At 57.5% G+C, this 22,883-nt stretch carries 19 protein-coding genes; 11 read left to right on the forward strand and 8 right to left on the reverse strand.

The annotated features are described in order from the left end of the window. Window positions 1-11: 11 nt before the first annotated feature. The 5 genes from O5O45_RS20785 to O5O45_RS20805 all read right to left on the reverse strand — a co-directional run bounded on the left by O5O45_RS20785 (window position 12) and on the right by O5O45_RS20805 (window position 6,366). Entirely contained in the window at window positions 12-1,373 is a 1,362-nt protein-coding gene (locus tag O5O45_RS20785) for an 8-oxoguanine deaminase (RefSeq protein WP_305901257.1), read from the reverse strand. Between the two features lie 87 nt (window positions 1,374-1,460). Continuing rightward, on the reverse strand, window positions 1,461-2,558 hold the full coding sequence (locus O5O45_RS20790) for a BMP family ABC transporter substrate-binding protein (RefSeq protein ID WP_305901258.1): 1,098 nt from the start codon (window positions 2,556-2,558) through the stop codon (window positions 1,461-1,463). Window positions 2,559-2,659: 101 nt separating this feature from the next. After that, window positions 2,660-3,586, reverse strand: coding sequence for an ABC transporter permease (locus O5O45_RS20795; RefSeq protein ID WP_305901259.1), 927 nt, complete (start codon window positions 3,584-3,586; stop codon window positions 2,660-2,662). Window positions 3,587-3,598: 12 nt separating this feature from the next. Next, window positions 3,599-4,735 (reverse strand): ABC transporter permease, encoded by a 1,137-nt coding sequence (locus O5O45_RS20800; RefSeq protein ID WP_305901260.1) that lies wholly within the window; start codon window positions 4,733-4,735, stop codon window positions 3,599-3,601. 50 nt (window positions 4,736-4,785) lie between these two features. Next, the gene (locus O5O45_RS20805) at window positions 4,786-6,366 is read right to left on the reverse strand and encodes an ABC transporter ATP-binding protein (RefSeq protein ID WP_305901261.1); all 1,581 of its coding nucleotides are present in this window, start codon (window positions 6,364-6,366) and stop codon (window positions 4,786-4,788) included. 496 nt (window positions 6,367-6,862) lie between these two features. Between O5O45_RS20805 and xdhA the strand changes: the two genes are divergently transcribed. The 11 genes from xdhA to gpt all read left to right on the forward strand — a co-directional run bounded on the left by xdhA (window position 6,863) and on the right by gpt (window position 18,749). After that, complete coding sequence (xdhA, locus tag O5O45_RS20810; RefSeq protein WP_305901262.1) at window positions 6,863-8,332, forward strand: xanthine dehydrogenase small subunit; 1,470 nt, start codon at window positions 6,863-6,865, stop codon at window positions 8,330-8,332. After that, a complete protein-coding gene (xdhB, locus tag O5O45_RS20815) occupies window positions 8,325-10,745 on the forward strand; it encodes a xanthine dehydrogenase molybdopterin binding subunit (protein ID WP_305901263.1) in 2,421 nt (806 codons plus the stop codon). Before xdhA ends, xdhB begins: the two co-directional genes overlap by 8 nt. A 3-nt stretch (window positions 10,746-10,748) precedes the next feature. Further along, window positions 10,749-11,654 carry a xanthine dehydrogenase accessory protein XdhC gene (xdhC, locus tag O5O45_RS20820; RefSeq protein ID WP_305901264.1) on the forward strand — a complete coding sequence of 302 codons (906 nt, stop codon included), beginning with the start codon at window positions 10,749-10,751 and terminating at the stop codon, window positions 11,652-11,654. Continuing rightward, complete coding sequence (allB, locus tag O5O45_RS20825) at window positions 11,651-13,018, forward strand: allantoinase AllB (protein WP_305901265.1); 1,368 nt, start codon at window positions 11,651-11,653, stop codon at window positions 13,016-13,018. Before xdhC ends, allB begins: the two co-directional genes overlap by 4 nt. A gap of 64 nt (window positions 13,019-13,082) precedes the next feature. Further along, complete coding sequence (gene alc, locus O5O45_RS20830; RefSeq protein ID WP_305901266.1) at window positions 13,083-14,087, forward strand: allantoicase; 1,005 nt, start codon at window positions 13,083-13,085, stop codon at window positions 14,085-14,087. After that, entirely contained in the window at window positions 14,084-14,593 is a 510-nt protein-coding gene (uraD, locus tag O5O45_RS20835; RefSeq protein WP_305901267.1) for a 2-oxo-4-hydroxy-4-carboxy-5-ureidoimidazoline decarboxylase, read from the forward strand. Before alc ends, uraD begins: the two co-directional genes overlap by 4 nt. Further along, a complete protein-coding gene (gene uraH, locus O5O45_RS20840) occupies window positions 14,590-14,955 on the forward strand; it encodes a hydroxyisourate hydrolase (protein ID WP_305901268.1) in 366 nt (121 codons plus the stop codon). Before uraD ends, uraH begins: the two co-directional genes overlap by 4 nt. A 1-nt stretch (window position 14,956) precedes the next feature. Further along, on the forward strand, window positions 14,957-15,457 hold the full coding sequence (locus O5O45_RS20845; protein WP_305901269.1) for an ureidoglycolate lyase: 501 nt from the start codon (window positions 14,957-14,959) through the stop codon (window positions 15,455-15,457). A gap of 40 nt (window positions 15,458-15,497) precedes the next feature. Further along, complete coding sequence (gene guaD, locus O5O45_RS20850) at window positions 15,498-16,805, forward strand: guanine deaminase (RefSeq protein WP_305901270.1); 1,308 nt, start codon at window positions 15,498-15,500, stop codon at window positions 16,803-16,805. Between the two features lie 106 nt (window positions 16,806-16,911). Next, the gene (locus O5O45_RS20855; RefSeq protein WP_305901271.1) at window positions 16,912-18,126 is read left to right on the forward strand and encodes a urate hydroxylase PuuD; all 1,215 of its coding nucleotides are present in this window, start codon (window positions 16,912-16,914) and stop codon (window positions 18,124-18,126) included. A gap of 131 nt (window positions 18,127-18,257) precedes the next feature. Continuing rightward, the gene (gpt, locus tag O5O45_RS20860; RefSeq protein ID WP_305901272.1) at window positions 18,258-18,749 is read left to right on the forward strand and encodes a xanthine phosphoribosyltransferase; all 492 of its coding nucleotides are present in this window, start codon (window positions 18,258-18,260) and stop codon (window positions 18,747-18,749) included. 33 nt (window positions 18,750-18,782) lie between these two features. Here gpt and upp read toward each other — a convergent pair whose 3' ends face one another. The 3 genes from upp to O5O45_RS20875 all read right to left on the reverse strand — a co-directional run bounded on the left by upp (window position 18,783) and on the right by O5O45_RS20875 (window position 22,490). Continuing rightward, window positions 18,783-19,418, reverse strand: a complete 636-nt coding sequence (gene upp / locus O5O45_RS20865; protein ID WP_011395043.1) for a uracil phosphoribosyltransferase — start codon at window positions 19,416-19,418, stop codon at window positions 18,783-18,785. Between the two features lie 194 nt (window positions 19,419-19,612). After that, window positions 19,613-20,920 (reverse strand): hypothetical protein, encoded by a 1,308-nt coding sequence (locus tag O5O45_RS20870; RefSeq protein WP_305901273.1) that lies wholly within the window; start codon window positions 20,918-20,920, stop codon window positions 19,613-19,615. A 115-nt stretch (window positions 20,921-21,035) separates the two neighbouring features. Continuing rightward, the gene (locus O5O45_RS20875) at window positions 21,036-22,490 is read right to left on the reverse strand and encodes a WS/DGAT/MGAT family O-acyltransferase (RefSeq protein WP_305901274.1); all 1,455 of its coding nucleotides are present in this window, start codon (window positions 22,488-22,490) and stop codon (window positions 21,036-21,038) included. Window positions 22,491-22,883: the final 393 nt, after the last annotated feature.

Consider the following 22,883-nt stretch of genomic DNA (forward strand, 5'->3'; position numbering starts at 1 on the left):
ATGTTATGGCGTCAACTGCAAGCGGCTTGGCGCAAACGCAGCGCCGCAGCGGTATGTTCCGCGCGCAATCGAGCCATATCCACATCCACAAGAACACTGTTTTTGACGCGCCAGCGCCCGGCCACCATCACCGCGTCCGCCTGATGGGCGCCGCACAACACCAACGCCGCCAAAGGATCGCCAGCACCGGAAAAGCGGTTGTCATCCAGCTTGAACAGCGCCAGATCCGCCTGCTTGCCGACGCCAAGCACGCCCAGTTCAGGACGTTTGAGCAGCTTCGCCGAGCCCTTGGTGGCCAGGTCCAGCGCCCATTGATGAGTAATTTGGCCTGGCGCATAGCGTAAGCGCTGTATCAGCAGCGCCTGACGTACTTCCTGAATCATGTTGGAGCAATCGTTGGAGGCGGAGCCATCAACCGCCAATCCCACCGGGGCCCCGCGTTGTTGCAGGTCCAGCGTCTGGCATACGCCAGAGCCAAGCAGCATATTGGAGCTGGGGCAATGCGCCACGCCTACGCCGCGCCGCCCGAGTTCGTCCATTTCTTCGTTGGTGAAGTGAATGCCGTGGGCCAGCCAGACGCCTTCGTGCATCCAGCCCACTTCAGCCAGATACTCCACCGGCCGCACCCCATATACCCGAATGCAGAAGTCATTTTCATCCTCGGTTTCCGCCAGATGGGTGTGCAGCAAAACGCCTTCCCGGGAGGCCAGATGATTGGTTTCCTGCATGAGTTCACGAGTCACGGAGAAAGGCGAGCAAGGGGCCAGGGCGATCTGCAGCATGGAGCCGTCATTAGCGTCATGGTAGGCGCGGATCAGGCGCAGACTGTCATCCAGGATCGATTGCTCGTCCTGCACCACGGACTGAGGCGGCAGGCCGCCGTCTTTTTCACCCAGACTCATGGAGCCCCGCGTCAATACTGCGCGGATGCCCATCTTGCGCACTGCTTCCGCCTGAATATCGATAGCGTTGTCGATCTGCATGGGAAACAGATAGTGATGATCCGCCGCCGTGGTGCAGCCTGACAATAAGAGTTCCGCTGACGCCATCTCCGTGGCCAGCCGCACCATGTCCGCATCCAAATGCGCCCATACTTTGTACAGGCTCTGCAGCCAGGGGAACAAGGGCTTGTTCAAGGCGTCGGGCAGCGCCCGCGTCAAGGTCTGATAGAAATGATGATGGGTGTTGATCAAGCCCGGCAGCAATACATGCTGCGACGCGTCGAAGGTTTCGTCGTAAGGAGTAGAAGGCGCGCCGCCAGCGGCCACCAGCTCAACGATTTGCGAGCCGCGCGTCACCACGCCGCCGCCAGCGTCGCAGTCCGCTTCCTGGCCGTATATCGCCAGCGGATTCTTTATCCAGAGAGTCGTCATCAGATCACCCGTATTTTGATCGCCCTAAATACCAGGCGCCGGAAACACCGGCGCCGGGGCCATCATAAGTTAAAGCAGGACGGGCGCCTACTTGGGAAGCTCTCCTTCCACGCCTTCCACATACCAGTTCAGGGAGAGCAGATCTTTATCGCTCATCACTTCGCCAGCGGGGACTTTGATCGCGCCGCTTTGATCTTTGACTGGTCCCTGGAACGGATGCAGTTTGCCGTCGATAATCGCCTGCTTGCGCTCTTCAACCAGTTTGACGACATCCTCTGGAATCGCCGAATTCAAGGGTGCCAACGCCGTCGCGCCGCTCGCCAGACCGCCCCAGAAGTCGGTTGAAGCCCAGGAGCCGTCCATCACAGACTTCACTTTCTCCAGATAGACCGGCCCCCAGTTGTGGGTCGCCGCAGTCAGATGAGCGTCTTTGCCGTACAGAGACATATCGGAGTGATAGCCGAACGCATACACGCCTTTGGCCTGCGCCGCCTGGATAGGTCCTGGGGAATCCGTGTGCTGATTAATGATGTCTGCACCCTGCAGAATCAGGGTTTCCGCGGCTTCCCGCTCTTTCGCCGGATCGTACCAGGAACTGACCCACACCACTTTCACCACCGCTTTCGGATTGACGCTGCGCAGGCCTTGCGTGAAGGCGTCAATGCCGCGCACCACTTCAGGAATGGGGAAAGAGCCGACATAGCCGATGATATTGGACTTGGTCATCTTGCCGGCGATAACGCCGGTCAGGTAACGGCCTTCATAAATACGGTCGAAGTAAGTGCCTACATTCTTCGCACGTTTGTAACCGCTGGCGTGTTCAAATTTAACTTTGGGAAACTGCTTGGCCACTTTCAGGGTTGGATTCATGTAGCCGAAGGAAGTCGTGAAGATCAGATCGTTACCGGACTTGGCCAACTGACGAATCACGCGCTCTGCGTCCGCGCCTTCCGCCACACTCTCGACATAGGTGGTTTTCACTTTGTCGCCGAGTTGTTCTTCAACGTATTTGCGCGCATTGTCGTGGGAGTAAGTCCAACCCGCATCGCCTGTGGGTCCGACATAGACAAAACCGACCTTGACTGGTTCTGCGGCGGACACCGACTGCGCCGACATAAACAGCGCCAGAGCCACGCCTGCGACTTTGGCGAAGCGCTGCGCCAACGATTTTTTTTCTTGCTTCATACAATGTAACCCCTTCAGCAGGATAGTTTTTGAGTTATCCGCAGCTCCTTGCGCATCGCCAGACCCAGGCCTTCCGGGCCTGACGCGTAATCCGTCAATCTTTAGTCCACCGGGTGAAACGGTTTGCCCAGCGATACCGGGGCATAGAGTTTCACCCTGGCTTTATCCGAGGACAGCATCACCAGCACCACGATGGTCGCCAGGTACGGCATAATCGCCAACAAATTCGGCGATACCGAAAAGCCCAGTCCCTGCGCCACCAGATGCATAATGCTGAAAGCGCCGAACAAGTAGGCCCCCAGCAATACCCTCTCGGCTTTCCAACTGGCGAACACCACCAGCGCCAGCGCAATCCAGCCGCGCCCGGCGGTCATGTTCTCCGCCCATAGCGGGGTGTAGGCCAGCGATAAGTAGGCCCCCGCCAATCCCGCCATAGCGCCGCCGAACATGACCGCCAGATAGCGAATCCTGAACACAGGCAGCCCCGTGGCCTTGGCGGATTCGGGCGATTCGCCCACCGCTTTCAGCGCCAGTCCGGCATGGGATCGATTCAAAAACAGGTAAACGCCGACAAAGAGCCCGAATGAAAGATAGACCAGTGGATCATGGCTGAACAGAATGCGACCAACGAAAGGAATGTCAGAAAGCAACGGAATATGCCAGGGCTCAACGCCAACCAACGGCGTGCCCACATAGTCGCTGCCGACAAAGGCGCTGAGGCCGGTTCCAAAGATAGTCAAAGCCAGCCCCGTGGCGACCTGATTGGCGCTTAGGTTCAGCGCGATAAAACCGAATAGCAGCGACATCATCAGCCCCGCCGCCATGGCGAAGGTGACGCCCAACCACAGGTTTCCGGTTTCCAATGCAGCGATGAAGCCAATCACCGCTCCCATCAGCATCATGCCTTCTTGGCCCAGATTGAGCACGCCGGACTTTTCACACACCAGTTCGCCCAACGCGACAAGAATCAGCGGTGTGCCCGTGCGAACGGTGGCGTACAGAATGTTGACTATCAGATCATAATCCATGACGACGCCCCGTTATTGTGAAGGAGTGGAGAGATTTGCGTCAGCGCCGTTCACCAGGGCCGCCGACGACGGCTTGCGCGTGGCGCTGAAACGCGGACTCAGGCGGATGCGATAGCCGATCAGTACATCGCAGGCCAACAGGAAAAACAGCAACATGCCTTGAAACAGGCCTGTCAGCGCCAAGGGCAGATTCAGTTCAATCTGCACCAGCTCGCCGCCGATGTAGATCAGCGCCATCAACATGCTCGCCAGGAGAATGCCCACCGGATGCAAACGTCCCAGAAAGGCGACGATAATCGCCGCGTAGCCATAGCCCGGCGATACCTGCGGCACCAGTTGCCCTATCGGCCCCGTCACCTCGCACACACCAGCCAGTCCGGCCAGAGCGCCGCTCAACAACAGCGCCAGCCACACCAGACGACGCTCCTTGAATCCGGCAAAGTGAGCCGCGCGGGAATCCAGCCCCAGCACTTTGATTTGAAACCCGACGAAGGTCTTGCTCAGCAACACCCACACCACCACCAGGGCGAACAACGCGAACAGGATGCCGATGTGCATGCGACTGTCTTCCAGCAATAAAGGCAGCGTCACGGCTTCCGTAAACATGGCGGACTCGGGAAAATTAAAGCCGCCGGGATCTTTCAGAGGCCCATGTACGCTGAACAGAAGCAAGTTCAGGGCAATGTAGTTGAGCATGATAGTGGTGAGTATTTCGTTGGTGTTGAAATGGGTTTTCAACAGTGCGGGAATCGCCGCCCACGCCATGCCCGCCAGCGCGCCCACTACCAACGCCAGCGGCAGAGCAAATGCGGAATCGCTTTCCAGAAACTGCAGCGCCATGGCGCCGCCGACCAGCGCGCCAAGCAAAAGCTGTCCTTCCGCGCCAATATTCCAGACCTTGCCCCGATAACATACGGCCAAACCCAGGGCGCACAGCATAATCGGCGCGGCTTTTACGCCCAACTCGGTCCAGCCGTACAAGTCCGACACTGGCGCTATAAAAAAGGTATAAAGCGTTTGCAGCGGATCTTTATCCAACGCCCAAAATAAGATGGAGCCGGTAATCAGCGTCAAAGCCCCCGCTAATATGGGAGAGAGATACGCCATCCAGCGGGAGTCGTCTACGCGACGCTCCAGTTTAAAAATCATTGCCCGGCCCCCTTCGCTAACCAGTCTGCTTCGTTATGCACTCTCATCCATCAGGCCCCCACCGCTTGTTTCGGCGAGGATTGCGACGACTCCAGAAAGTCGCCGCCCATCCAGCCGCCTACTTCTGCGATGGTCGTCTCCCTGGTCTCTTTAATCGGAGAGATCTTACCCACGTACAGGGCGCATATGCGATCGCTGATGGCGAACAGCTCGTCCAGGTCTTCCGACACCACCAGAATAGCAGCGCCACGGTCGCGTAGTTCGATCAACGCTTTGTGAATCGCCAGCGCGGCGCCCACATCCACGCCCCAGGTCGGGTGCGCTGCGATCAGGAGCTTAGGGTTCTGCAGGATTTCGCGGCCAATGATGAACTTTTGCAGATTGCCCCCGGAGAGGCATTTAGCATGCGTTTCCGTATTGGGCGCTTTGACGTTGAAGCGGGTGCGCACGGTTTCAGCGAATTTGCGCACCGCCGGCATGCTGATCAGGCCGGCTTTGGTCAGTCCCTGGAAATAGCCGGTCAACAGTCCGTTTTCTTTCAGGCTCATATCCGGCACCGCGCCGCGGCCCAACCGCTCTTCCGGTACAAAGCCCACTCCCAGTTTGCGGCGCTGTCCCGACGCCAACGCCGCCACCGGCTGCGCCAGCAGGCGAATCGCTGCGGGGGAATCCAGAACCACCGTCTCCCCGCTCAGCGCCGCCAGCAGCTCTTCCTGTCCGTTGCCGGCCACGCCCGCCACACCGAGAATTTCACCGGCTTTCACGGTGAAGCTGAGGGACTCCAGGTTGACGCCAAAAGGATCATCCGTCTTCACTGACAGATTCTCTACAATTAAATAGTCTTCGCCGCCGGTCGTCTTTTCATGCTCTGCATGCACTGGCGTATCGTCCCCCACCATCAGGCGAGCGATACTGTGATTGGTCTCTTCCGCTGGCGCACAATGACCACTGACTCTGCCCGCCCGCAAAATGGTGGCGCTATCGCACAGGGCGCGCACTTCATTCAGCTTGTGGCTTATAAATAGAATGCTGCAGCCTTCCTGGGACAGTTGCCGCAGCGTGGCGAATAATTGATCGACTTCTTGAGGCGTTAACACTGACGTCGGCTCATCCAGGATCAGCAGCTTGATATCCTGCAGCAGACAGCGCACGATCTCGACCCGCTGACGCTCGCCGATAGATAAGGTATGCACCAGCCGGTCCGGATTCAGCGCCATGCCGTATTTGCTGGAAACGTCACTGATACGGCGGGATAAAGCGGCGCGGTCGCGCACCTGATCTTTGGGTAGACTGAGAGAAATGTTCTCGGCGACCGTAAGCGTCTCGAATAAAGAGAAGTGTTGGAACACCATGCCGATGCCCAATCTGCGCGCCGCGCCTGGATCAGCGATCTCCACTGGCTCGCCTTCCCAGTAAATGACGCCGGCGTCAGGCCAGGTAACCCCGTAGATAATTTTCATCAAAGTGCTTTTGCCGGCCCCATTCTCGCCAAGCAGGGCGTGCACTTCGCCAGGACGGATATTGAGATGTGCGCGATCATTAGCCAGGCAGCCAGGATACTGCTTGGTGATTCCCTGTAGCTGCAGCCGGTAGTCCTTACTCGGCGGAGGAAGATCAATATCGATAGTCATGCGCTGCCAAGCCTCTTTGGAATATTTCTGCTGTTTTTATTCTGGTCCGGCTCCGGGGTTTGACGTCGGCCCAGGTCAAACAGGGGCCGCATCATCAACATAAACCCCGGCAATTTCAACCGCCCGAACACCGCTATTTCAGTGGGTTCAGACCGCCTTATGCCGGTTTGCGTTCATTCCGAATGCAAATTTTTGGCCAACTGGTCAGTTTTTTATTTATTGACCAGTTGATCAACTTTGGCAAAACATTTGCTAACCTTACATCGACGTTAAATTCCGCCTAATGTTCGATCAGATCTGACTTGAACTATAGGTTGACCGGAATTGTATGTAAATAATAACCTGACCATGTAGACAAGTTTTTTAAAGGGCGTAAGCTATAAGGACAGGCGTGAAAAACGAGCGGCTGTCTGCGCATGAAACTAAGCGGCGACATGCGGACGTTATAACAAAAAATTTTTAGTAAGCTGTAATAAAAAGACCAAGGTACGCCACGGTGATTCGATTTTTACTGAACGACGACGCCTTAGAGCTCGATAATTTTGACCCGGATTTGACCATTTTAGAGTTCTTGCGCACCAATAAGGGGCTGACCGGAACCAAAGAGGGCTGCGCCTCCGGCGACTGCGGAGCCTGCACCGCGGTGATCGCCACAGAGGAAAACGGCGCATTAGCCTACCGCTCCATTAATACCTGCATTACCTTCCTGGGCGGGTTGCACGGCAAACAGCTCATTACCGTTGAATATCTTAACCGGCGCGGCGCCCTGCACCCGGTGCAACAGGCCATGGTGGACCAGCACGGCTCCCAGTGCGGTTTCTGCACGCCGGGTTTCGTTATGTCCCTGTACGCCTTATATCAGCATAAACAGCAAAAGGCGGATGCGCGCCCCTGCTCACGTCAGGAAGGAGAGGCTTATCTGGCCGGCAATCTGTGTCGCTGCACCGGCTATCGACCAATTCTGGACGCCGCCCGCCAAGCCACCTCGCCGGAACAACTGACGCAAATCAAAGAAGATGAAGCCGCCATCTGCGCCAAGTTGGTCGCCATCAAAGCGCAAGGGCCCGGCTCCGTCACTCGCGACGACCAAGGCGCCGCCAAACACTTCCAGCTGCCAACCTCACTGGATCAACTCGCCCAGTTTTATGACGCAGCGCCAAACTCCCGTCTGCTGGCCGGCGGCACTGATCTGGCGCTGGAGGTCACCCAGCAGTTGAAGCAGCTCGACAACATTATTTATGTCGGCGCGGTCACTGAAATGGCCACGTTGACCATGACCGAAGACACTCTGGAAATCGGCGCCGCGGTCACTTACGAGCGCGCCATGTCCGCGCTGGCGCAGGAATACCCAGACATGGAGCCCTTCCTGGAGCGCCTGGGCTCGATGCAAGTGCGCAACCAGGGCACCCTTGGCGGCAATATCGGCAATGCATCCCCTATCGGCGACATGCCGCCGGTTCTGCTGGCGTTGAACGCCGTTTTAACCTTGCGCAAAGGCGCACACAGCCGCCGCCTGCCGCTGGATCAGTTTTTCCTGGATTACAAGAAAACCGCCTTGCAGCCCGGCGAGTTCATCGCTTCCATCAGTATTCCCCGCGCCCGTCCGGACGCCAGCCTGCATCTGTATAAAGTCAGCAAGCGCCTGGAGGATGACATTTCCGCCGTGTGTCTGGCCTGTTATCTCAAGATAGAGAACGGCTCAGTGACGGACATCCGACTTGGCGTCGGCGGTATGGCGGCGATACCCAAACGCGCCACGCTTACCGAACAGGCGATGTTGCAACAACCCTGGACGCCAGACACTATCCAAGCGGCCCAGACGGAGATCATGCAGGAGTTTTCACCTTTGAGCGATGTCCGCGCCAGCGCCGATTACCGGCGCAAAGTGGCTGCTAATCTGTTGCAGCGGTTGTATATTGAAAGCGCCGATGGGGCGGTGGCGACGAGGGTATTTCACTATGCGTGATCTGTTGAACAAACTCGGCAAACCACTTGAGGTCAAGCTGGATGGCGGCGCCATGGCGCAACCTCAGGCGCCGACGACTCAAGGCTCTCCCAAGGCCGGCCGTGACGCCAAGCATGACAGCGCCCACAAGCATGTGGCCGGCGCCGCTCAATATATCGACGACCGTTTTCCTCACGCGGGACAATTGTATGGCTGCGTAGGCAAAAGCCCACACGCCCACGCCCGCGTCATTTCCATGAATCTGGACAAAGTCCGCGCCGCGCCGGGCGTGTTGTGCGTGATTACCGCCGATGACATACCCGGTCATCTGGATATCGGTCCGGTATTTCCCGGCGATATGTTGCTGGTCAAAGATAAAGTGGAATTCGTCGGTCAGCCGCTATTCGCCGTCGCGGCGGAAAGTCATGACGCTGCGCGCCGCGCGGTGAAACTGGCGGAAGTAGAATATGAAGTCCTGCCAGCGACGCTCACTATTGAAGACGCCCTGCAACAACAACTGTTTGTGCGTCCGCCTCATCAGATGCGTCTGGGCGAGCCGGAGACAGCGCTCGCCAACGCCCCCAATCGCCTGCGCGGCGACATAGAGGTAGGCGGTCAGGAGCATTTCTATCTGGAAGGGCAGATTTCCCTGGCGATCCCGGAAGAAGACGGCGGCATGCATATCTTCGCTTCCAGCCAGCACCCTTCGGAAGTGCAAAAGCTGGTGGCGGAAGTACTCGATGTTCCCTTCAACCGCATCACCGTCGACGTGCGTCGGATGGGCGGCGGTTTCGGCGGCAAAGAGACTCAGGCCGCGCCCTGGGCCTGTCTGGCTGCGGTGCTGGCGCGAAAAAGCGGCCGGCCAGTGAAGTTCCGCCTCAGTCGCAGCGACGACATGGAAATGACCGGCAAGCGCCATCACTTCCATAATCATTTTGACGTGGGCTTTGACGACGAGGGGCGTATATTAGGCGCCGACATTACCGTCAATGGACTGTGCGGCTATTCGCCGGACCTGTCCGACGCCATCGTCGACCGCGCCATGTTTCACGCCGATAACGCCTACTTCCTTGCTAACGCCAACATTATCGGCAACCGCTGCAAGACGCATACAGTTTCCAATACCGCATTTCGCGGCTTCGGTGGACCACAAGGCATGATGGCGGCGGAAGCCATGATTGAGGCGATCGCCCGACGCGTCGGCAAAGATCCGGTGGAAGTGCGTCTGTTGAACTATTACCGGGAAGATCATGAGCGCTATGACTTCAAACAAGGCGGCCATGACGTCACGCCCTACCATCAAAAAGTAGAGCAGAACCTGATTCCGCTGATGACTCGCAAGCTCATGGCGGATGCGGACTACCACGCCCGCAAGGCGGCCATTCGCGCTTTCAACGCGTCCAGCCCAATCTTGAAAAAAGGGCTGGCGCTGACGCCGGTGAAATTCGGCATCTCCTTCACCGTGCAGCACCTTAATCAGGCTGGCGCGCTGATTCATATTTACACCGACGGCAGCATTCACCTGAACCACGGCGGGACGGAAATGGGTCAGGGCCTGTACACCAAAGTGGCGCAGATCGTCGCTCAAGAGTTTCAGGTTGATGTGGACAACATCGTCGTCTCCGCCGCCCGTACGGACAAAGTGCCCAATACCTCGCCAACGGCCGCGTCTTCCGGCACGGACCTGAATGGTAAAGCGGCGCAAAACGCCGCGCAGACCATCAAGGGCAGACTGATCGAATTCGCCTGCGAGCACTATCAGGTGACGCCTGAGCAGGTTTACTTCGCAGACAATAATGTCCATGTGGGAGAAAAAGCGTACCCATTCGCCGAGTTTATCCAACAGGCTTACATGGGCCGCGTGTCCCTGTCCGCCACCGGCTTCTATAAAACGCCGAAAATCCATTACGACCGCGAGACTGCGTCCGGACGCCCTTTCTTTTACTTCGCCAATGGCGTCGCCGCTTCGGAAGTAATCGTCGACACCTTGACCGGGGAATATAAGGTGCTGCGGGCGGATATTCTGCATGACGTGGGTAAATCACTGAATCCCGCCATCGACATTGGCCAGATCGAGGGCGGTTTTATCCAGGGCATGGGCTGGCTCACCACCGAGGAAGTCTGCTGGGACGCCAATGGCCGGCTGCTCAGCAACAGTCCGGCGAACTACAAGATTCCCACGCTGGGCGACCTGCCGGAAGTGCTGAATGTGGAATTATTGCCGAACGAACCCAATCGCGAAGAAACCATTTATCATTCCAAAGCGGTGGGCGAGCCGCCGTTCATGTTGGCGATCTCTGTCTGGTGCGCCCTGAAAGACGCCATTTCCAGCCTGACGGATTACCGTATTGATCCGCCGCTGCACACGCCCTCCACACCTGAGAAAGTGCTGGCGGCGGTGGAGGCGACCTTGAGCGCCGCCAAGGGAGAGTAAGCCATGTATAAAGAGCAATGGTTCGAAGTCACCCAGCGGCTCAGCCGCGCCGGGCAGCCTTTCGTACTGATTACTCTGATCGGCGCGCGCGGCTCCACGCCCCGGGACAGTGGAACCAAAATGGTGGTGTCCGCCGACGCCACCTTCGACACCATTGGTGGCGGCCATCTGGAGTTCAAAGCCACCGCTATGGCGCGGGAGATGCTGGCCAGGCAGGATTATAGCCAGCACATGGAGCACTTTCCTCTGGGCGCCAGCCTGGGCCAGTGTTGCGGCGGCAGCGCTACCGTCCTGTTCGAAGCCTTTGCCCCCTGCCCCACGCAGATCGCCTTGTTCGGCGCCGGCCATGTCGCCAAAGCGCTGGTGACGGTACTGGCGGAGCTGCCGGTGCAAGTCACCTGGATCGACGCCCGGGAAGAGCTGTTTCCTGAAACGCTTCCCGCCAACACCCATAAACGGGTGGACGCCTATCCCTGCGATGTGATCGACGATCTGCCGGATAACCTCTATTACCTGATTCTGACCCATAATCATCAGCTGGATTACGAGCTGGCGGAAAAGATCCTGCGCCAGGACCGCTTCGCGTATTTGGGACTGATCGGCTCCGCCACAAAATGGGCGCGTTTCCGCCAGCGTTTTGACTATCGCGGCGTGGCGTCCAGTCAGGTTGAGCGCGTGAGCTGTCCGGTGGGCCTGTCCGCCGTCCCCGGCAAGCAGCCGATGGAAGTGGCGGTGTCCATCGCCGCCGAGCTGATCGGCTTGTATCACACCTCCGCAAAGCCCACGCAGCAAGGCGTGGCCTGGAAGGACATCAAAAGCTGGGCCGCCGACCAGAAGACTGAGCCGCGCGACGCCAGCGACACGGACTCTTCAACGTCAACGCAAACATCCTCAGGAGAGACTTTATGAGTGGCGTCGCCATTCGCAGCCGCCGTGTGATCACCGATCAGGGCATGCAGCCCGCCACAGTGCTGATCGCCGGCGGAAAAATCGTGGAAGTGCAGCCTTATGATATGTCGATAGACGCCGACTACGAGTTGGTGGATGTCGGCAATGACGTAGTGATGCCCGGTCTGGTGGACACTCACGTGCATATTAACGAACCCGGCCGCACGGAATGGGAAGGCTTCAATACCGCCACTCAAGCCGCCGCAGCGGGAGGCATCACCACCCTGGTGGACATGCCGCTGAACTGCATCCCGGTCACCACCACCGCTGACGCCTTTCGTATCAAGCTGGAGGCCGTGTCTGACAAACTCTGGGTCGACTGCGGCTTCTGGGGCGGCGTCGTGCCAGAGAATATCGATGAGTTGCCTGCGCTGCTGGACGCAGGCGTGCTGGGTGTAAAGTCGTTTCTGATCGACTCTGGAATCGATGAGTTTCCGCCAGTGACGGAGAGCGACGTCAAGCGGGCCATGCCGATATTGGCGCGCTACGGCGTCCCCTATCTGATTCACGCAGAACTGGACAAAGAGCACAGCCCGCCGCCCGCAATCGGCCATAGCTATCAGAGCTTCCTCGCTTCGCGTCCCAAAGCCTGGGAAAACGACGCTATCGACCTGATGATCAACGCCGCCCGCGATTTCAAGGCGCAAGGAGTGGACTGCAAGGTGCATATCGTGCACCTGTCTTCCGCCGAGGCGCTGGCCGCCATCGGCGCCGCCAAGGCGTCGGGACTGTCTTTCACCGTGGAAACCTGTCCCCACTACCTGACCCTGTTCGCTGAAGCCATCCCTGACGGCAAAACGCTGTTCAAATGCTGCCCGCCCATTCGCGAGAACGATAACCGCGAACACTTATGGCGAGCGCTGGAGCAGCGACTGATCGACTTTGTGGTGTCCGACCACTCTCCCTGCACGCCACAACTGAAAGAAATCGACAGCGGCGACATCGAAAAAGCCTGGGGCGGCATTTCCGCTCTCCAGTTCAGCCTGCCGTTGGTATGGCATGAAGCTCACCAACGCGGCCTGTCGCTGCCCTTTATTTCCCGCCTGATGAGTTGGGAAACCGCCCGTTTCGCAGGCTTATCCCATCGCAAAGGCCGCCTGGCGCCGGGTTATGACGCGGACGTGCTGGTGTTTGACGATCATCAGGCGGTCACCGTCAGCAAGGACATGATCAACCACCGCCACAAAATTACGCCTTATGAAGGCATGCAGACCACTGGCGTTATCCGCCAGACTTGGCTGCGTGGCCAATGCGTTTACAAGGACGACCAATTTATCGGCGTCGCCAAAGGTCAGCCGTTGCTGAGAGAAAGCCAAGCAGGCTGAACGCGGACGCCATGAACAACAAACAACAACGATTAACCTCCACACTTATTTTGGAATTCTCTGTATGAGTCACGCCATCGACTTTGAACTGCCCTACCCGGGCGCCCTGAACTTGGCGGCCGAGCGCCTGGGAACCCAGGTATTGTCTTGTAGCGACGACTTTTTCGCCTCCAAGGACAACCTGATCAAATCCGGACGCGGCGTTTTCATCGCCGACAAATACACGGATAACGGCAAATGGATGGATGGCTGGGAGTCACGGCGTCGCCGCGACGGTGGTTACGACTGGTGCACGTTGCGCCTGGGCGCACCCGGCCGCATTGATTTTATCGACGCCGACACCAATCACTTCCGCGGCAACGCGCCGGCGTCAGTGTCTCTGGACGCCTGTTACTGTCTGGGCGAGCCAGACGCCAGCACGCAGTGGACGGAAATCCTGCCAAAGACCAACGTCAACGCTCACAGCCAGAACCTGATCAAGGTAGACAGCGCCGAAAACTGGACCCACGTACGCTTGAATATTTACCCCGACGGCGGCGTGGCGCGGTTGCGAGTGTACGGCTATCCCCAGGTGGACTGGTCACGCACCCTGCCCGGGGAGCTGGTGGATCTGGCCGCTATCGCCAACGGCGGTCGCGCGCTGTTGTGCAGCGATATGTTCTTCAGCGACATGCAAAACCTGCTGATGCCCGGACGCGGCGTCAATATGGGCGACGGCTGGGAAACCAAACGGCGTCGCGGCCCAGGCTACGACTGGCTGATCATGCGTCTGGCGGCGCCGGGAGCCTTGCAGAAAGTGATCGTCGACACCTGCCACTTCAAAGGCAACTATCCTGACCGCTTTTCTCTGGAAGGCGCCGTAGCGGCGGACCCGAACACCACGGACGCAGACAGCCTGAAAGCCCTGGACTGGCAAGCCATCATTCCAGAAACCAAGCTGCATGCGCACCGCGAACACCTGTTTATGGACGAAATCCTGGACAAAGCCACCGCGTTCACTCACCTGCGCCTGAATATTTATCCTGATGGCGGCGTCAGCCGTCTGCGCGTGTTGGGGTATCCCAAATGAGCCAGATGACGCTAGAACAACTCAACACCCTGCCGGAGCAGACGGCGCAGGCGACGTTTCTGACCTGCTGCAGTAGCGAAGCCTGGGCGCGAGGCATGACGACGGCGCGTCCATTCGCCAATCAGGCGGCTGTATACGAAACCGCCGACCGCATCTGGGCGGGATTAACTGAGCAGGATTATCTGGAAGCCTTCGCCGGCCATCCCAAGATCGGCGACGTTAATTCTCTACGCGCCAAGTACGCTCAGACCAAAGCCCTGGCCGCCGGCGAGCAGTCCGGCGTCAACAGCGCCGACGAGGACACCCTGCAGCGCCTGGCCACTGGGAATCAGGCTTATGAAGACAAATTCGGCTTTATTTTCATTGTCTGCGCCACCGGTAAAAGTGCGGCGGAAATGCTGTCGCTGCTGGAGGCGAGACTCCCCAACGCGCGTAGCGAGGAAGTTATAAACGCTGCGGAAGAACAACGCAAAATCACCCGCATCCGCTTGGAGAAACTGTTATGAGCCAGATCACCACCCATGTACTGGACACCGCCCAGGGCAAGCCCGCCGCTGGCGTTCCTATTCGCTTCTTTGCTTTTGTTGACGACGATTGGGAGCAGATCGGCGGCGGCGAGACCAACGCTGACGGCCGTCTGCCCAGTCTGCTGGATGAAAGCGCGGTATTGCCGGCGGGTCGCTATCTGATGGCCTTCGACACCGCCGCCTACTTCAAGAAGCTCACGCACACGCCGGGTTATCGCGGCCCTGAGACCTGCTTCTACCCCTATGTGGACGTCGTGTTTGAAATCAGCGGCGACGGCGAGCACTACCATATTCCTCTTTTGCTCTCGCCCTATGGCTATTCCACTTACCGGGGCAGCTGAGATGTCCGCGCGTCGCTTACGTCCCCAAGCGCTGACTCGTGAAGCTTTCGCGCCTTATGGCGAGGTCATCATCGCCGACGCCGGCAGCGAGCATTTCACCATTAACTACGGGCAAACGGAGCGCTACCACCAACTGGCGACGGTGGATGTGGCAGACTCCGACGGCGCGCCCATTATCAGCCTGTTCCGTTCTACTCCGTTATCGCAGCCGGTCACTATCCGCATCATGGAGCGGCACCCGCTGGGAAGTCAGGCGTTCTACCCATTGAGCCCCCGCCCTTATTTGGTGGTGGTGGCGCCGCCAGGAGATTTCGATGCGGAGAAAGTAGAAGCCTTTCTGGCGCAACCAGGTCAAGGCGTGAATTACCACAAAGGCGTCTGGCATCACTATTGTCTGGCGCTGGATGACGTCAGCGACTTCCTGGTCGTGGATCGTAAAGGTCCGGGCAATAACTGCGATGAAATAGAATTGCCCGGCGCGCCCTGGACAATTGACTTATAATCCGTTGATTTTGATACAAAATGAGGAACCCTGACACGCCATGACAAGCTCCATCAGCGCCCATCGCGGCCCGCTTTTCCATATGATCGCCGATCCAGCGGAAGTGGGTGAAGAAGCCAGTTATCAGTACTGGGAAGACGGCCTGCTTGTCGTCGCAGACGGCAAAATAACCGCCGCCGGAGCCTACAGCGACCTGCTCCCGACGCTTCCCGACGGCGCAGTGATCGAGATTCATCCCGACAGCCTGATCGTTCCGGGGTTTATCGACACCCATATTCACTATCCACAAACCGAGATGATCGGCGCCTTCGGCAAACAATTGCTGGAGTGGCTGAATACCTACACCTTCCCCACTGAGCGCGACTTTCAGGACCCGCAACATGCGCGCAGAGTGGCGCGTGTATTTCTGGACGAACTGCTGAAAAACGGCACGACCACGGCGCTGGTGTTCGGCACCGTGCACCCGGAATCGGTGGATATGTTTTTCGAAGAAGCGCTGGCGCGCGATCTGCGCATGATCTGCGGCAAGGTCATGATGGACCGCAATGCGCCGGACTATCTTTGTGATACCGCGGAAAGCAGCTATCTGGACAGTAAGGCTCTGCTGGAGAAGTGGCACGGCAAAGGTCGCTTGCTCTACGCCGTGACGCCGCGTTTCGCTCCCACCAGCACGCCGGAACAGTTGGCGGCGGCGGGCCGTTTGCGAGAGGAATATCCAGACGCTTACATGCACACACACTTGTCGGAAAACCCCGCCGAGTGCGACTGGGTGAAAGAACTGTTCCCACAGTGCGCCAACTATCTGGACGTCTATGACCATTACGGCCTGCTCAGCAAACGCGCCGTCTTGGCTCATGGCATTCATCTGTGCGAAGAGGAATGGAAACGGCTGCACAGCTCAGATTCCGCGCTGGCGTTCTGTCCCACTTCCAACCTGTTCCTCGGCAGTGGTCTGTTCGCGCTGGAAGAAGCCGAGCGACACAAGGTCAAAGTAGGTCTGGGCACGGACGTAGGCGGCGGCACCAGTTTCTCCCTGCTGCAAACCTTAAACGAGGCTTACAAAGTCATGCAGCTGCGCGGGCATGCGCTGACGCCGTTCAAGAGCTTCTATCTGGCCACGCTGGGCGGCGCCAGAGCACTGGAGCTGGATCACGTCCTGGGCGGTTTCACTGCCGGTAAGGAAGCGGACTTCGTGGTGCTGGATAAACGCGCCACGCCGCTGCTGCAACTGCGCATGGAAAACTGCCGCAGTCTGGCGGAGCAGCTGTTCGCCTTCAGCATACTGGGAGACGACCGCGCCATACGCGCGACCTACGCGGCTGGACGCTGCGTTCATAAGAAGCAATAACACGGCCTGACCTGTGCAGGTCCGCCGGATTAAATAACAAAAACGCTGGAAGCCGCGGACGCGGCTTCATTGACCAATAACAATTAGACTCTGCTTTGAGGTCAGAATGGACCCGTATTACATCGACTGGATTAATCTTTTCATCCGCTGGTTTCACGTTATCGCAGGCGTGGCGTGGATCGGCGCCTCCTTTTACTTTGTCTGGCTGGACAACTCCCTGCAGGACCCGCCGGACTGGAAAAAAGAAAAGGGCATCAAAGGCGATTTATGGGCCATTCATGGCGGCGGCTTTTATGAAGTCGCCAAGTACCGCCTGGCGCCGGAAAAAATGCCGGCCACGCTGCACTGGTTCAAATGGGAGGCGTACACCACCTGGTTGACCGGATTCATGCTACTGTCCCTGATGTACTACTTCGGGGCGGAGACCTACCTGATCGATAAATCTGTGATGGAGCTTAGCCAGTGGCAGGCTATCGGCATCGGCGTCGGCCTGCTGGTTGCGGGCTGGGCGCTGTACGACGGCTTATGCCGCTCTCCCCTGTCCCGTAATGGCTACGTCTTCGGCGGCCTGTTATTGGGGCTCGCCATTCTGGCCAGCTGGGGTCTGACCCAGGTCTTCAGCGCCCGCGGAGCCTATATTCATGTGGGCGCCCTGATGGGAACGCTGATGGCGGGGAACGTGTTGATGATCATCATTCCTTCCCAAAAAGCGCTGGTGAACGCCGTCAAGGCCGGCGCTGCGCCCGATCCCAAACTGGGTGAAAACGCCAAATTGCGCTCCACCCATAACAACTACATGACGCTGCCGCTGATCTTCATCATGATCAGCAACCACTATCCCATGACCTACGGCCACGAGTGGAACTGGGCCATTCTGTCGGCGCTGGTCGTGATCACCGCCTTTGCACGTCATTATTTCAACCTCAAACACAGAGGCGTAAAACAACCTGCTATTCTGGTGATAGCCATGTTGATGTTCATCGGTTTGGCGATGACCGTCAAAAGTACTGGCGAAGCGGAAAGCGCAGGTTCTCAGCAAGCCGACGGCGCTGTGGATAAGGTCGGCTTCATGCAGGCGGCGGCGATTATTCACAACCGTTGCGCCAGTTGTCATGCAGCCAAGCCAACCCAGGCCGGATTTGCGGAGGCGCCTGCCGGCGTACTTCTGGACACAACCAGCAGTGTTATGCGATACCTCCAGCAGATTCAACAGGTTGCAGTGGATTCCAACTACATGCCTCTTGGTAACCTGACCAACATGACCGATGAAGAGCGCCAGCAGTTGGGCGCCTGGATCAAACAGGGCGGCGGAACCGAATAAGTCCGGCGGCGTTTTTTATCCAAAGGAGAATGTTCCTGGGTAAAAAACGCGGTTAGCATATGCAACCTTTTATATGCCTCAGCGATCCCGGGCGGGGTCGCGGGCCAGCCTGAAAGTGACGTAAGCAGACTATGAGCGACAGTAGATACCATCAAACCATCTTTATTTCGTGGGAAGAACTTCATCGGGATACGCGGATGTTATGCCGCAAACTGATCGATATGGGCCGCTGGAAAGGCATTATCGCCATTACCCGCGGAGGGCTGATTCCCGCTGGCATCATCGCCCGCGAGCTCGGCATTCGCTACATCGACACCGTTTGCGCCGTCAGCTATGAAGAGCAAAAGCAATCCGATGACGTCAATGTCATCAAGAGCTTTGACGCTTCCGCCATTGGCGATGGAGAAGGTTATTTGCTGGTGGACGATCTGGTGGATACGGGCAAAACCGCGAAAGTGGTGCGTAACCTGATTCCCAACGCCTTTTTCGCCACGCTTTACGCCAAACCGCTGGGTCGGCCCTTTGTGGACCTGTGCATCAAAGAAGTGTCTCAGGAAACCTGGATGCGTTTTCCCTGGGATATGGAGCTGAACTACTCAACTCCGCTGGTGGACCGGCTCTAAGAGCCGGCCTTTCCCAAGTAGAAAGAGCGAACCTTAGCTCTTCTGCTTGGTGCCGAAGATGCGGTCGCCGGCGTCGCCCAGACCAGGCAGGATATAACCTTTCTCATTGAGCCTTTCATCAATGGCGGCGGTGTAGATATGCACGTCAGGATGGGCTTTCTCCACTGCGGCGATGCCCTCCGGCGCCGCCACCAGCACTAATGCGCGGATTTCGGAGCAGCCCGCTTTCTTGAGCAGATCGATCGTGGAAATCATAGAGCCGCCAGTCGCCAGCATAGGATCGATAATCAACGCCAGGCGCTGATCCAGCTCTCCCACCAGCTTTTCCAGATAGGTTTTCGCTTCCAGGGTCTCTTCGTTGCGAACCTGGCCGACTACGCTGACTTTGGCCGCAGGAATCAGGGATAAAACCCCGTCCAGCATACCCAGGCCTGCGCGCAGAATAGGCACGACAGTCACTTTCTTGCCTTTCAGCTTTTCCACTTCCACCGGTCCAGCCCAGCCCTGCACAACCTCCGTGCCCAGATTGAAATCTTTACTCGCTTCATAAGTCAGCAGCGCTCCTACTTCCTGGGCGAGTTCGCGAAAGCTTTTAGTGCTGATTTCAGCCCGCCGCATCAGGCCGATTTTATGACGGACCAAGGGATGGCGGATTTCATGGGTAGGCATAGAGTATCTCCGGCAAGACCCGAAAAAGCAGGAGCGCTCTCCGGGCATCAGGTAATCTGAATATAAACGCGCAAAATCCTAGCGTATTTTGCGCGTCCACACATCCCTGCAGACGGAAATCTTGCGTGAAAATTGCAGATATATCGGCAAGATGGCTCTTATTCTTTTTATCCGTCCCGCCTTTCTCGTCTCACCTAATCTTCTTGTCCCGCCGGTTTCTGGTTTTTCATGGCGACGCCGAAGCCGATCTTACCGTTTGCAGGATCACTGGCGTCAAATATCAGCAACTCGCCATCGGCGGATACGATTCCCATGCGGCCGCTGTAAGTCAGCTCGCCGTTCGGCTCAACGTTATATGACACGCTCAGATTCCGCGTCGCAATCCCCGTCGAAGCGCGTATCTGACTGTCTACGCCAGCGCCCGCGCCATCCAGCGTCAGACGACTGAACGTCGCCTGGGGGATGTCCTGGTCTTCAATCACAACACCCAGCCAATACTCTCCCTGCAGAATATTATTAGCCATATCCGTGGCGGTGCGCAGACATATTGCGGCGCTCGCCACCGGTCGCCAGCCGCCGACTTCCGCGTTGCCCGGACTATCGTCTTCAGGAGGAGTGACGGGAACCTGCTCTTTCCAGGCCACCCTGGAAAAATGGAACACCCGACCATCAGGCGACGCGCCCCCCAATGTGCGTACGCTCCAGCGACAGGGGTCATAGACCGGATCGCCGTCGTTATCCACAGGACAGTCCAACGTATAGCCTGCGTTCTGGACAACTTCATCAAACGCCTCGTCCAAAGGCGGATCGGACCAGCTTAAAACAGCCTCGTCGTCAAAAGAGTAAGCAATCGCCCGACTTTCCGAACCTGCGCCCACACCGGTGCTGCCGATGCGCTGCAAGACGCCGTTTCCGTCTGCGTTTAAGGTGGCTTTATGAATCTGCACGGTGAGCTTGTTGTCAGCGCCGCTGGGAAAATAGGTTTCTTCAATGCAGAGATAGTCGCCCTGGGAGAGGTCCGGCTTTTGATAGACAATATCGCCGTCCGGATTTTCAGCGGTGGCTGTCTCATCGACTTTAACGCCGGCGTAAAAGGTTGTGCTGATGGCGGCGACATCCGTCAGGAAGAAGAGATCGCCCGCGGCGCTGATGCCGCCATATCGCGAGCCGGAGGCATTCATAAAGCCCGCGTCATCAAATTTGTATTTAGGCGTGTTGATCTTGGCGTAACCGCCATTGCCGCTCTTATTCAGGAGGTCGCCCAGCCCTGCTCGCGAGTTGCCGCTGATCACCGAACGCATCACGCGCCCCTGATCCCGTTGCAGAGAGATTTCCGACGCATACTGCAGCCCGCTCAGTACAAAGTCCGGGCTGGGAACCGTTGGGTCTTTGGGTTTGTTTTCCAGTTTTTCGCAGCCTTGCAGCGTCACGGCAACCACCGCGACGATAAGCGCACTTCGGGACCAATGCGCAGGCCCCAGGTTGTATTTATTGTTATTCATCGCAATCAAAGAGCTCAGTGGGGAGTTACCAACTGCAATCTTAGGTTACACAAAGATAAATTCATTGATGCAATTGGCAAAAGCTCGGAAAAGCGGCGCCGCGCGCCGCAGGCGCTCAGGCTTTACGATGGGAGCGGGCTTCCGTCGCCTGCCAGGACATGCCGGTGAGAGAGCGGTATTCTTCCAGAGCGTCGATCATTGCACGGGTCAGTTCAGCGGGCTCCGGCAACAGCGCCCGGTCCGCATTGATCCCGATCTGCACAGACTGGTTGTAACTCAGCAAGCTGACGCCGAGCCCGATATCGCCCGTCTGCGGCACCCAGAACATCAACTCTTTCACTTTGCTGCCCGCCAGATAGCGAGCGCGACGCGCTCCAGGCACATTGGAAAGCACCATGGACGTCTTGTTGCTGAATAGCTCCAGCAGCGGTTGTTGCACGCCTTGGGGAAACAGCCCCATTGCGGTGAGCAAGGCATGAGAAAGACTGGGTTGCATCGACTCTTTCAGCGCCGCCATATCGTGCTTGATCTTGTACAGGCGCTCTATAGGATTGCCGATCCCCGCCGCCAACGGCACGAAGACAGTGCCAAACTGATTGCCCAGCTCCTGTAACTGTTCTCTGCCCAGCCGGGTCTCCAGCGGCCTTAAATTGACAGGCAAGGTGGCGTGCAGACGCACACCGTCCACCTGATCCATACGCTCCTGCAACAGGCGCCTCAGGCCGCCGCTGACGCAACTGAGCAGCACGTCGTTGATGCTGCATCCAAACGCCTGAGCGACTTCCTTGAATTTATGCAGGGGGATTAATTCAGACCAGGTGCAGCATTTCATGACGCCCAATTCGCCACGCAAAGGCGTAGGGTCGTCCGCCTCAAGCGCCGCCAGACGCGCAATCTCCGCCGCCCCGTTCAGGCCCTGCCTGACGCCTTCCACTGCATAGCCGGGTTCACGCAGGATACTTTTACCCTCTTCCGCAATGCGATACCGCAGCTTGGTGCACTTTTCCACCGCCCGGGACAGCGTCTCCATCCCCATGACGAAAGACTGCCGTGCGCGCACGCCGGCGTCTCGCTGCTTACCCGGATCCAAAGGAAATGGATTAATGTTGGGAGACTGATCGGACAGCGAGCCAAACACCGCCACCAGCGCCAAACCGTCCGCATAACAATGATGCACGCGCATCACACAGACATGATGGTCGCCATAGTTTTCAATGAGGTAGACCTGCCATAACGGCTTTCCCGGGTCCAGAGGCGTGCTCATCAGCTCGCCAATAAACTTTTCCAGGGCGTCTTTATCCGCTGGCTGCGGCAACGCAACTTTGCGGACGTGATAATCCAGAGAAAAATAGGGCTCTTCTTCCCAGAAATAGAATCCAGAGTGATTGACCGGCTTTTGCCGAAAGCGGGGAAAGGCCAGAAACCTGGCGTTGATGAGTTCTTTCAGCTTGTTGAAGGGAATTGGCTCCACCACCGCCATCGCGGTGATCACCATCAGGTTTGTCGGACGATCCAACCGCAACCAGGCTGAATCGACGCCGCTTACCGGCTCGAAGTGATTATCTGACATGAGCTTTCGCCGCACCTCCCCCTACAATTCGGTCATTAGCCATAACGGCTGAAAATCGCAAACTTCTTTACAGAGCGATTACAAATTTTAACACAGGCTCAAAAGCGGCAATCCTATAATCAAAGTGCGACAACCTGACTGCCTGGTTGGATTTCGCCGGATTTTTCGAGCTAAAACCGGCGAGTCTGCGGAATGCGCCCTGGCAGTTTAACTGATGTGTCCATGGGGAAACCATAGAGCATCAGGCGACACTTTATATATAAGACTTAAGATTAGCCTCCACGCTTACAAAATAGGCGCCATAATTAACCTATAGGCGCAATCAACCGAAGTGTCGTCCAGGTGCGAGCACATACAAATATAATAAACCCGTTGTAGTTTCAGCCACAGGAG

Source organism: Hahella sp. HNIBRBA332, assembly GCF_030719035.1.
Taxonomy (GTDB): domain Bacteria; phylum Pseudomonadota; class Gammaproteobacteria; order Pseudomonadales; family Oleiphilaceae; genus Hahella.

Bases quoted from the DNA above. Each gene is read 5' to 3' on its own strand.
- O5O45_RS20785 (WP_305901257.1), bottom strand. From the start codon at position 1,373: ATGACGACTCTCTGGATAAAGAATCCGCTGGCGATATACGGCCAGGAA.
- O5O45_RS20790 (WP_305901258.1), bottom strand. From the start codon at position 2,558: ATGAAGCAAGAAAAAAAATCGTTGGCGCAGCGCTTCGCCAAAGTCGCA.
- O5O45_RS20795 (WP_305901259.1), bottom strand. From the start codon at position 3,586: ATGGATTATGATCTGATAGTCAACATTCTGTACGCCACCGTTCGCACG.
- O5O45_RS20800 (WP_305901260.1), bottom strand. From the start codon at position 4,735: ATGATTTTTAAACTGGAGCGTCGCGTAGACGACTCCCGCTGGATGGCG.
- O5O45_RS20805 (WP_305901261.1), bottom strand. From the start codon at position 6,366: ATGACTATCGATATTGATCTTCCTCCGCCGAGTAAGGACTACCGGCTG.
- xdhB (WP_305901263.1), top strand. From the start codon at position 8,325: ATGCGTGATCTGTTGAACAAACTCGGCAAACCACTTGAGGTCAAGCTG.
- xdhC (WP_305901264.1), top strand. From the start codon at position 10,749: ATGTATAAAGAGCAATGGTTCGAAGTCACCCAGCGGCTCAGCCGCGCC.
- allB (WP_305901265.1), top strand. From the start codon at position 11,651: ATGAGTGGCGTCGCCATTCGCAGCCGCCGTGTGATCACCGATCAGGGC.
- alc (WP_305901266.1), top strand. From the start codon at position 13,083: ATGAGTCACGCCATCGACTTTGAACTGCCCTACCCGGGCGCCCTGAAC.
- uraD (WP_305901267.1), top strand. From the start codon at position 14,084: ATGAGCCAGATGACGCTAGAACAACTCAACACCCTGCCGGAGCAGACG.
- uraH (WP_305901268.1), top strand. From the start codon at position 14,590: ATGAGCCAGATCACCACCCATGTACTGGACACCGCCCAGGGCAAGCCC.
- O5O45_RS20845 (WP_305901269.1), top strand. From the start codon at position 14,957: ATGTCCGCGCGTCGCTTACGTCCCCAAGCGCTGACTCGTGAAGCTTTC.
- guaD (WP_305901270.1), top strand. From the start codon at position 15,498: ATGACAAGCTCCATCAGCGCCCATCGCGGCCCGCTTTTCCATATGATC.
- O5O45_RS20855 (WP_305901271.1), top strand. From the start codon at position 16,912: ATGGACCCGTATTACATCGACTGGATTAATCTTTTCATCCGCTGGTTT.
- gpt (WP_305901272.1), top strand. From the start codon at position 18,258: ATGAGCGACAGTAGATACCATCAAACCATCTTTATTTCGTGGGAAGAA.
- upp (WP_011395043.1), bottom strand. From the start codon at position 19,418: ATGCCTACCCATGAAATCCGCCATCCCTTGGTCCGTCATAAAATCGGC.
- O5O45_RS20870 (WP_305901273.1), bottom strand. From the start codon at position 20,920: ATGAATAACAATAAATACAACCTGGGGCCTGCGCATTGGTCCCGAAGT.
- O5O45_RS20875 (WP_305901274.1), bottom strand. From the start codon at position 22,490: ATGTCAGATAATCACTTCGAGCCGGTAAGCGGCGTCGATTCAGCCTGG.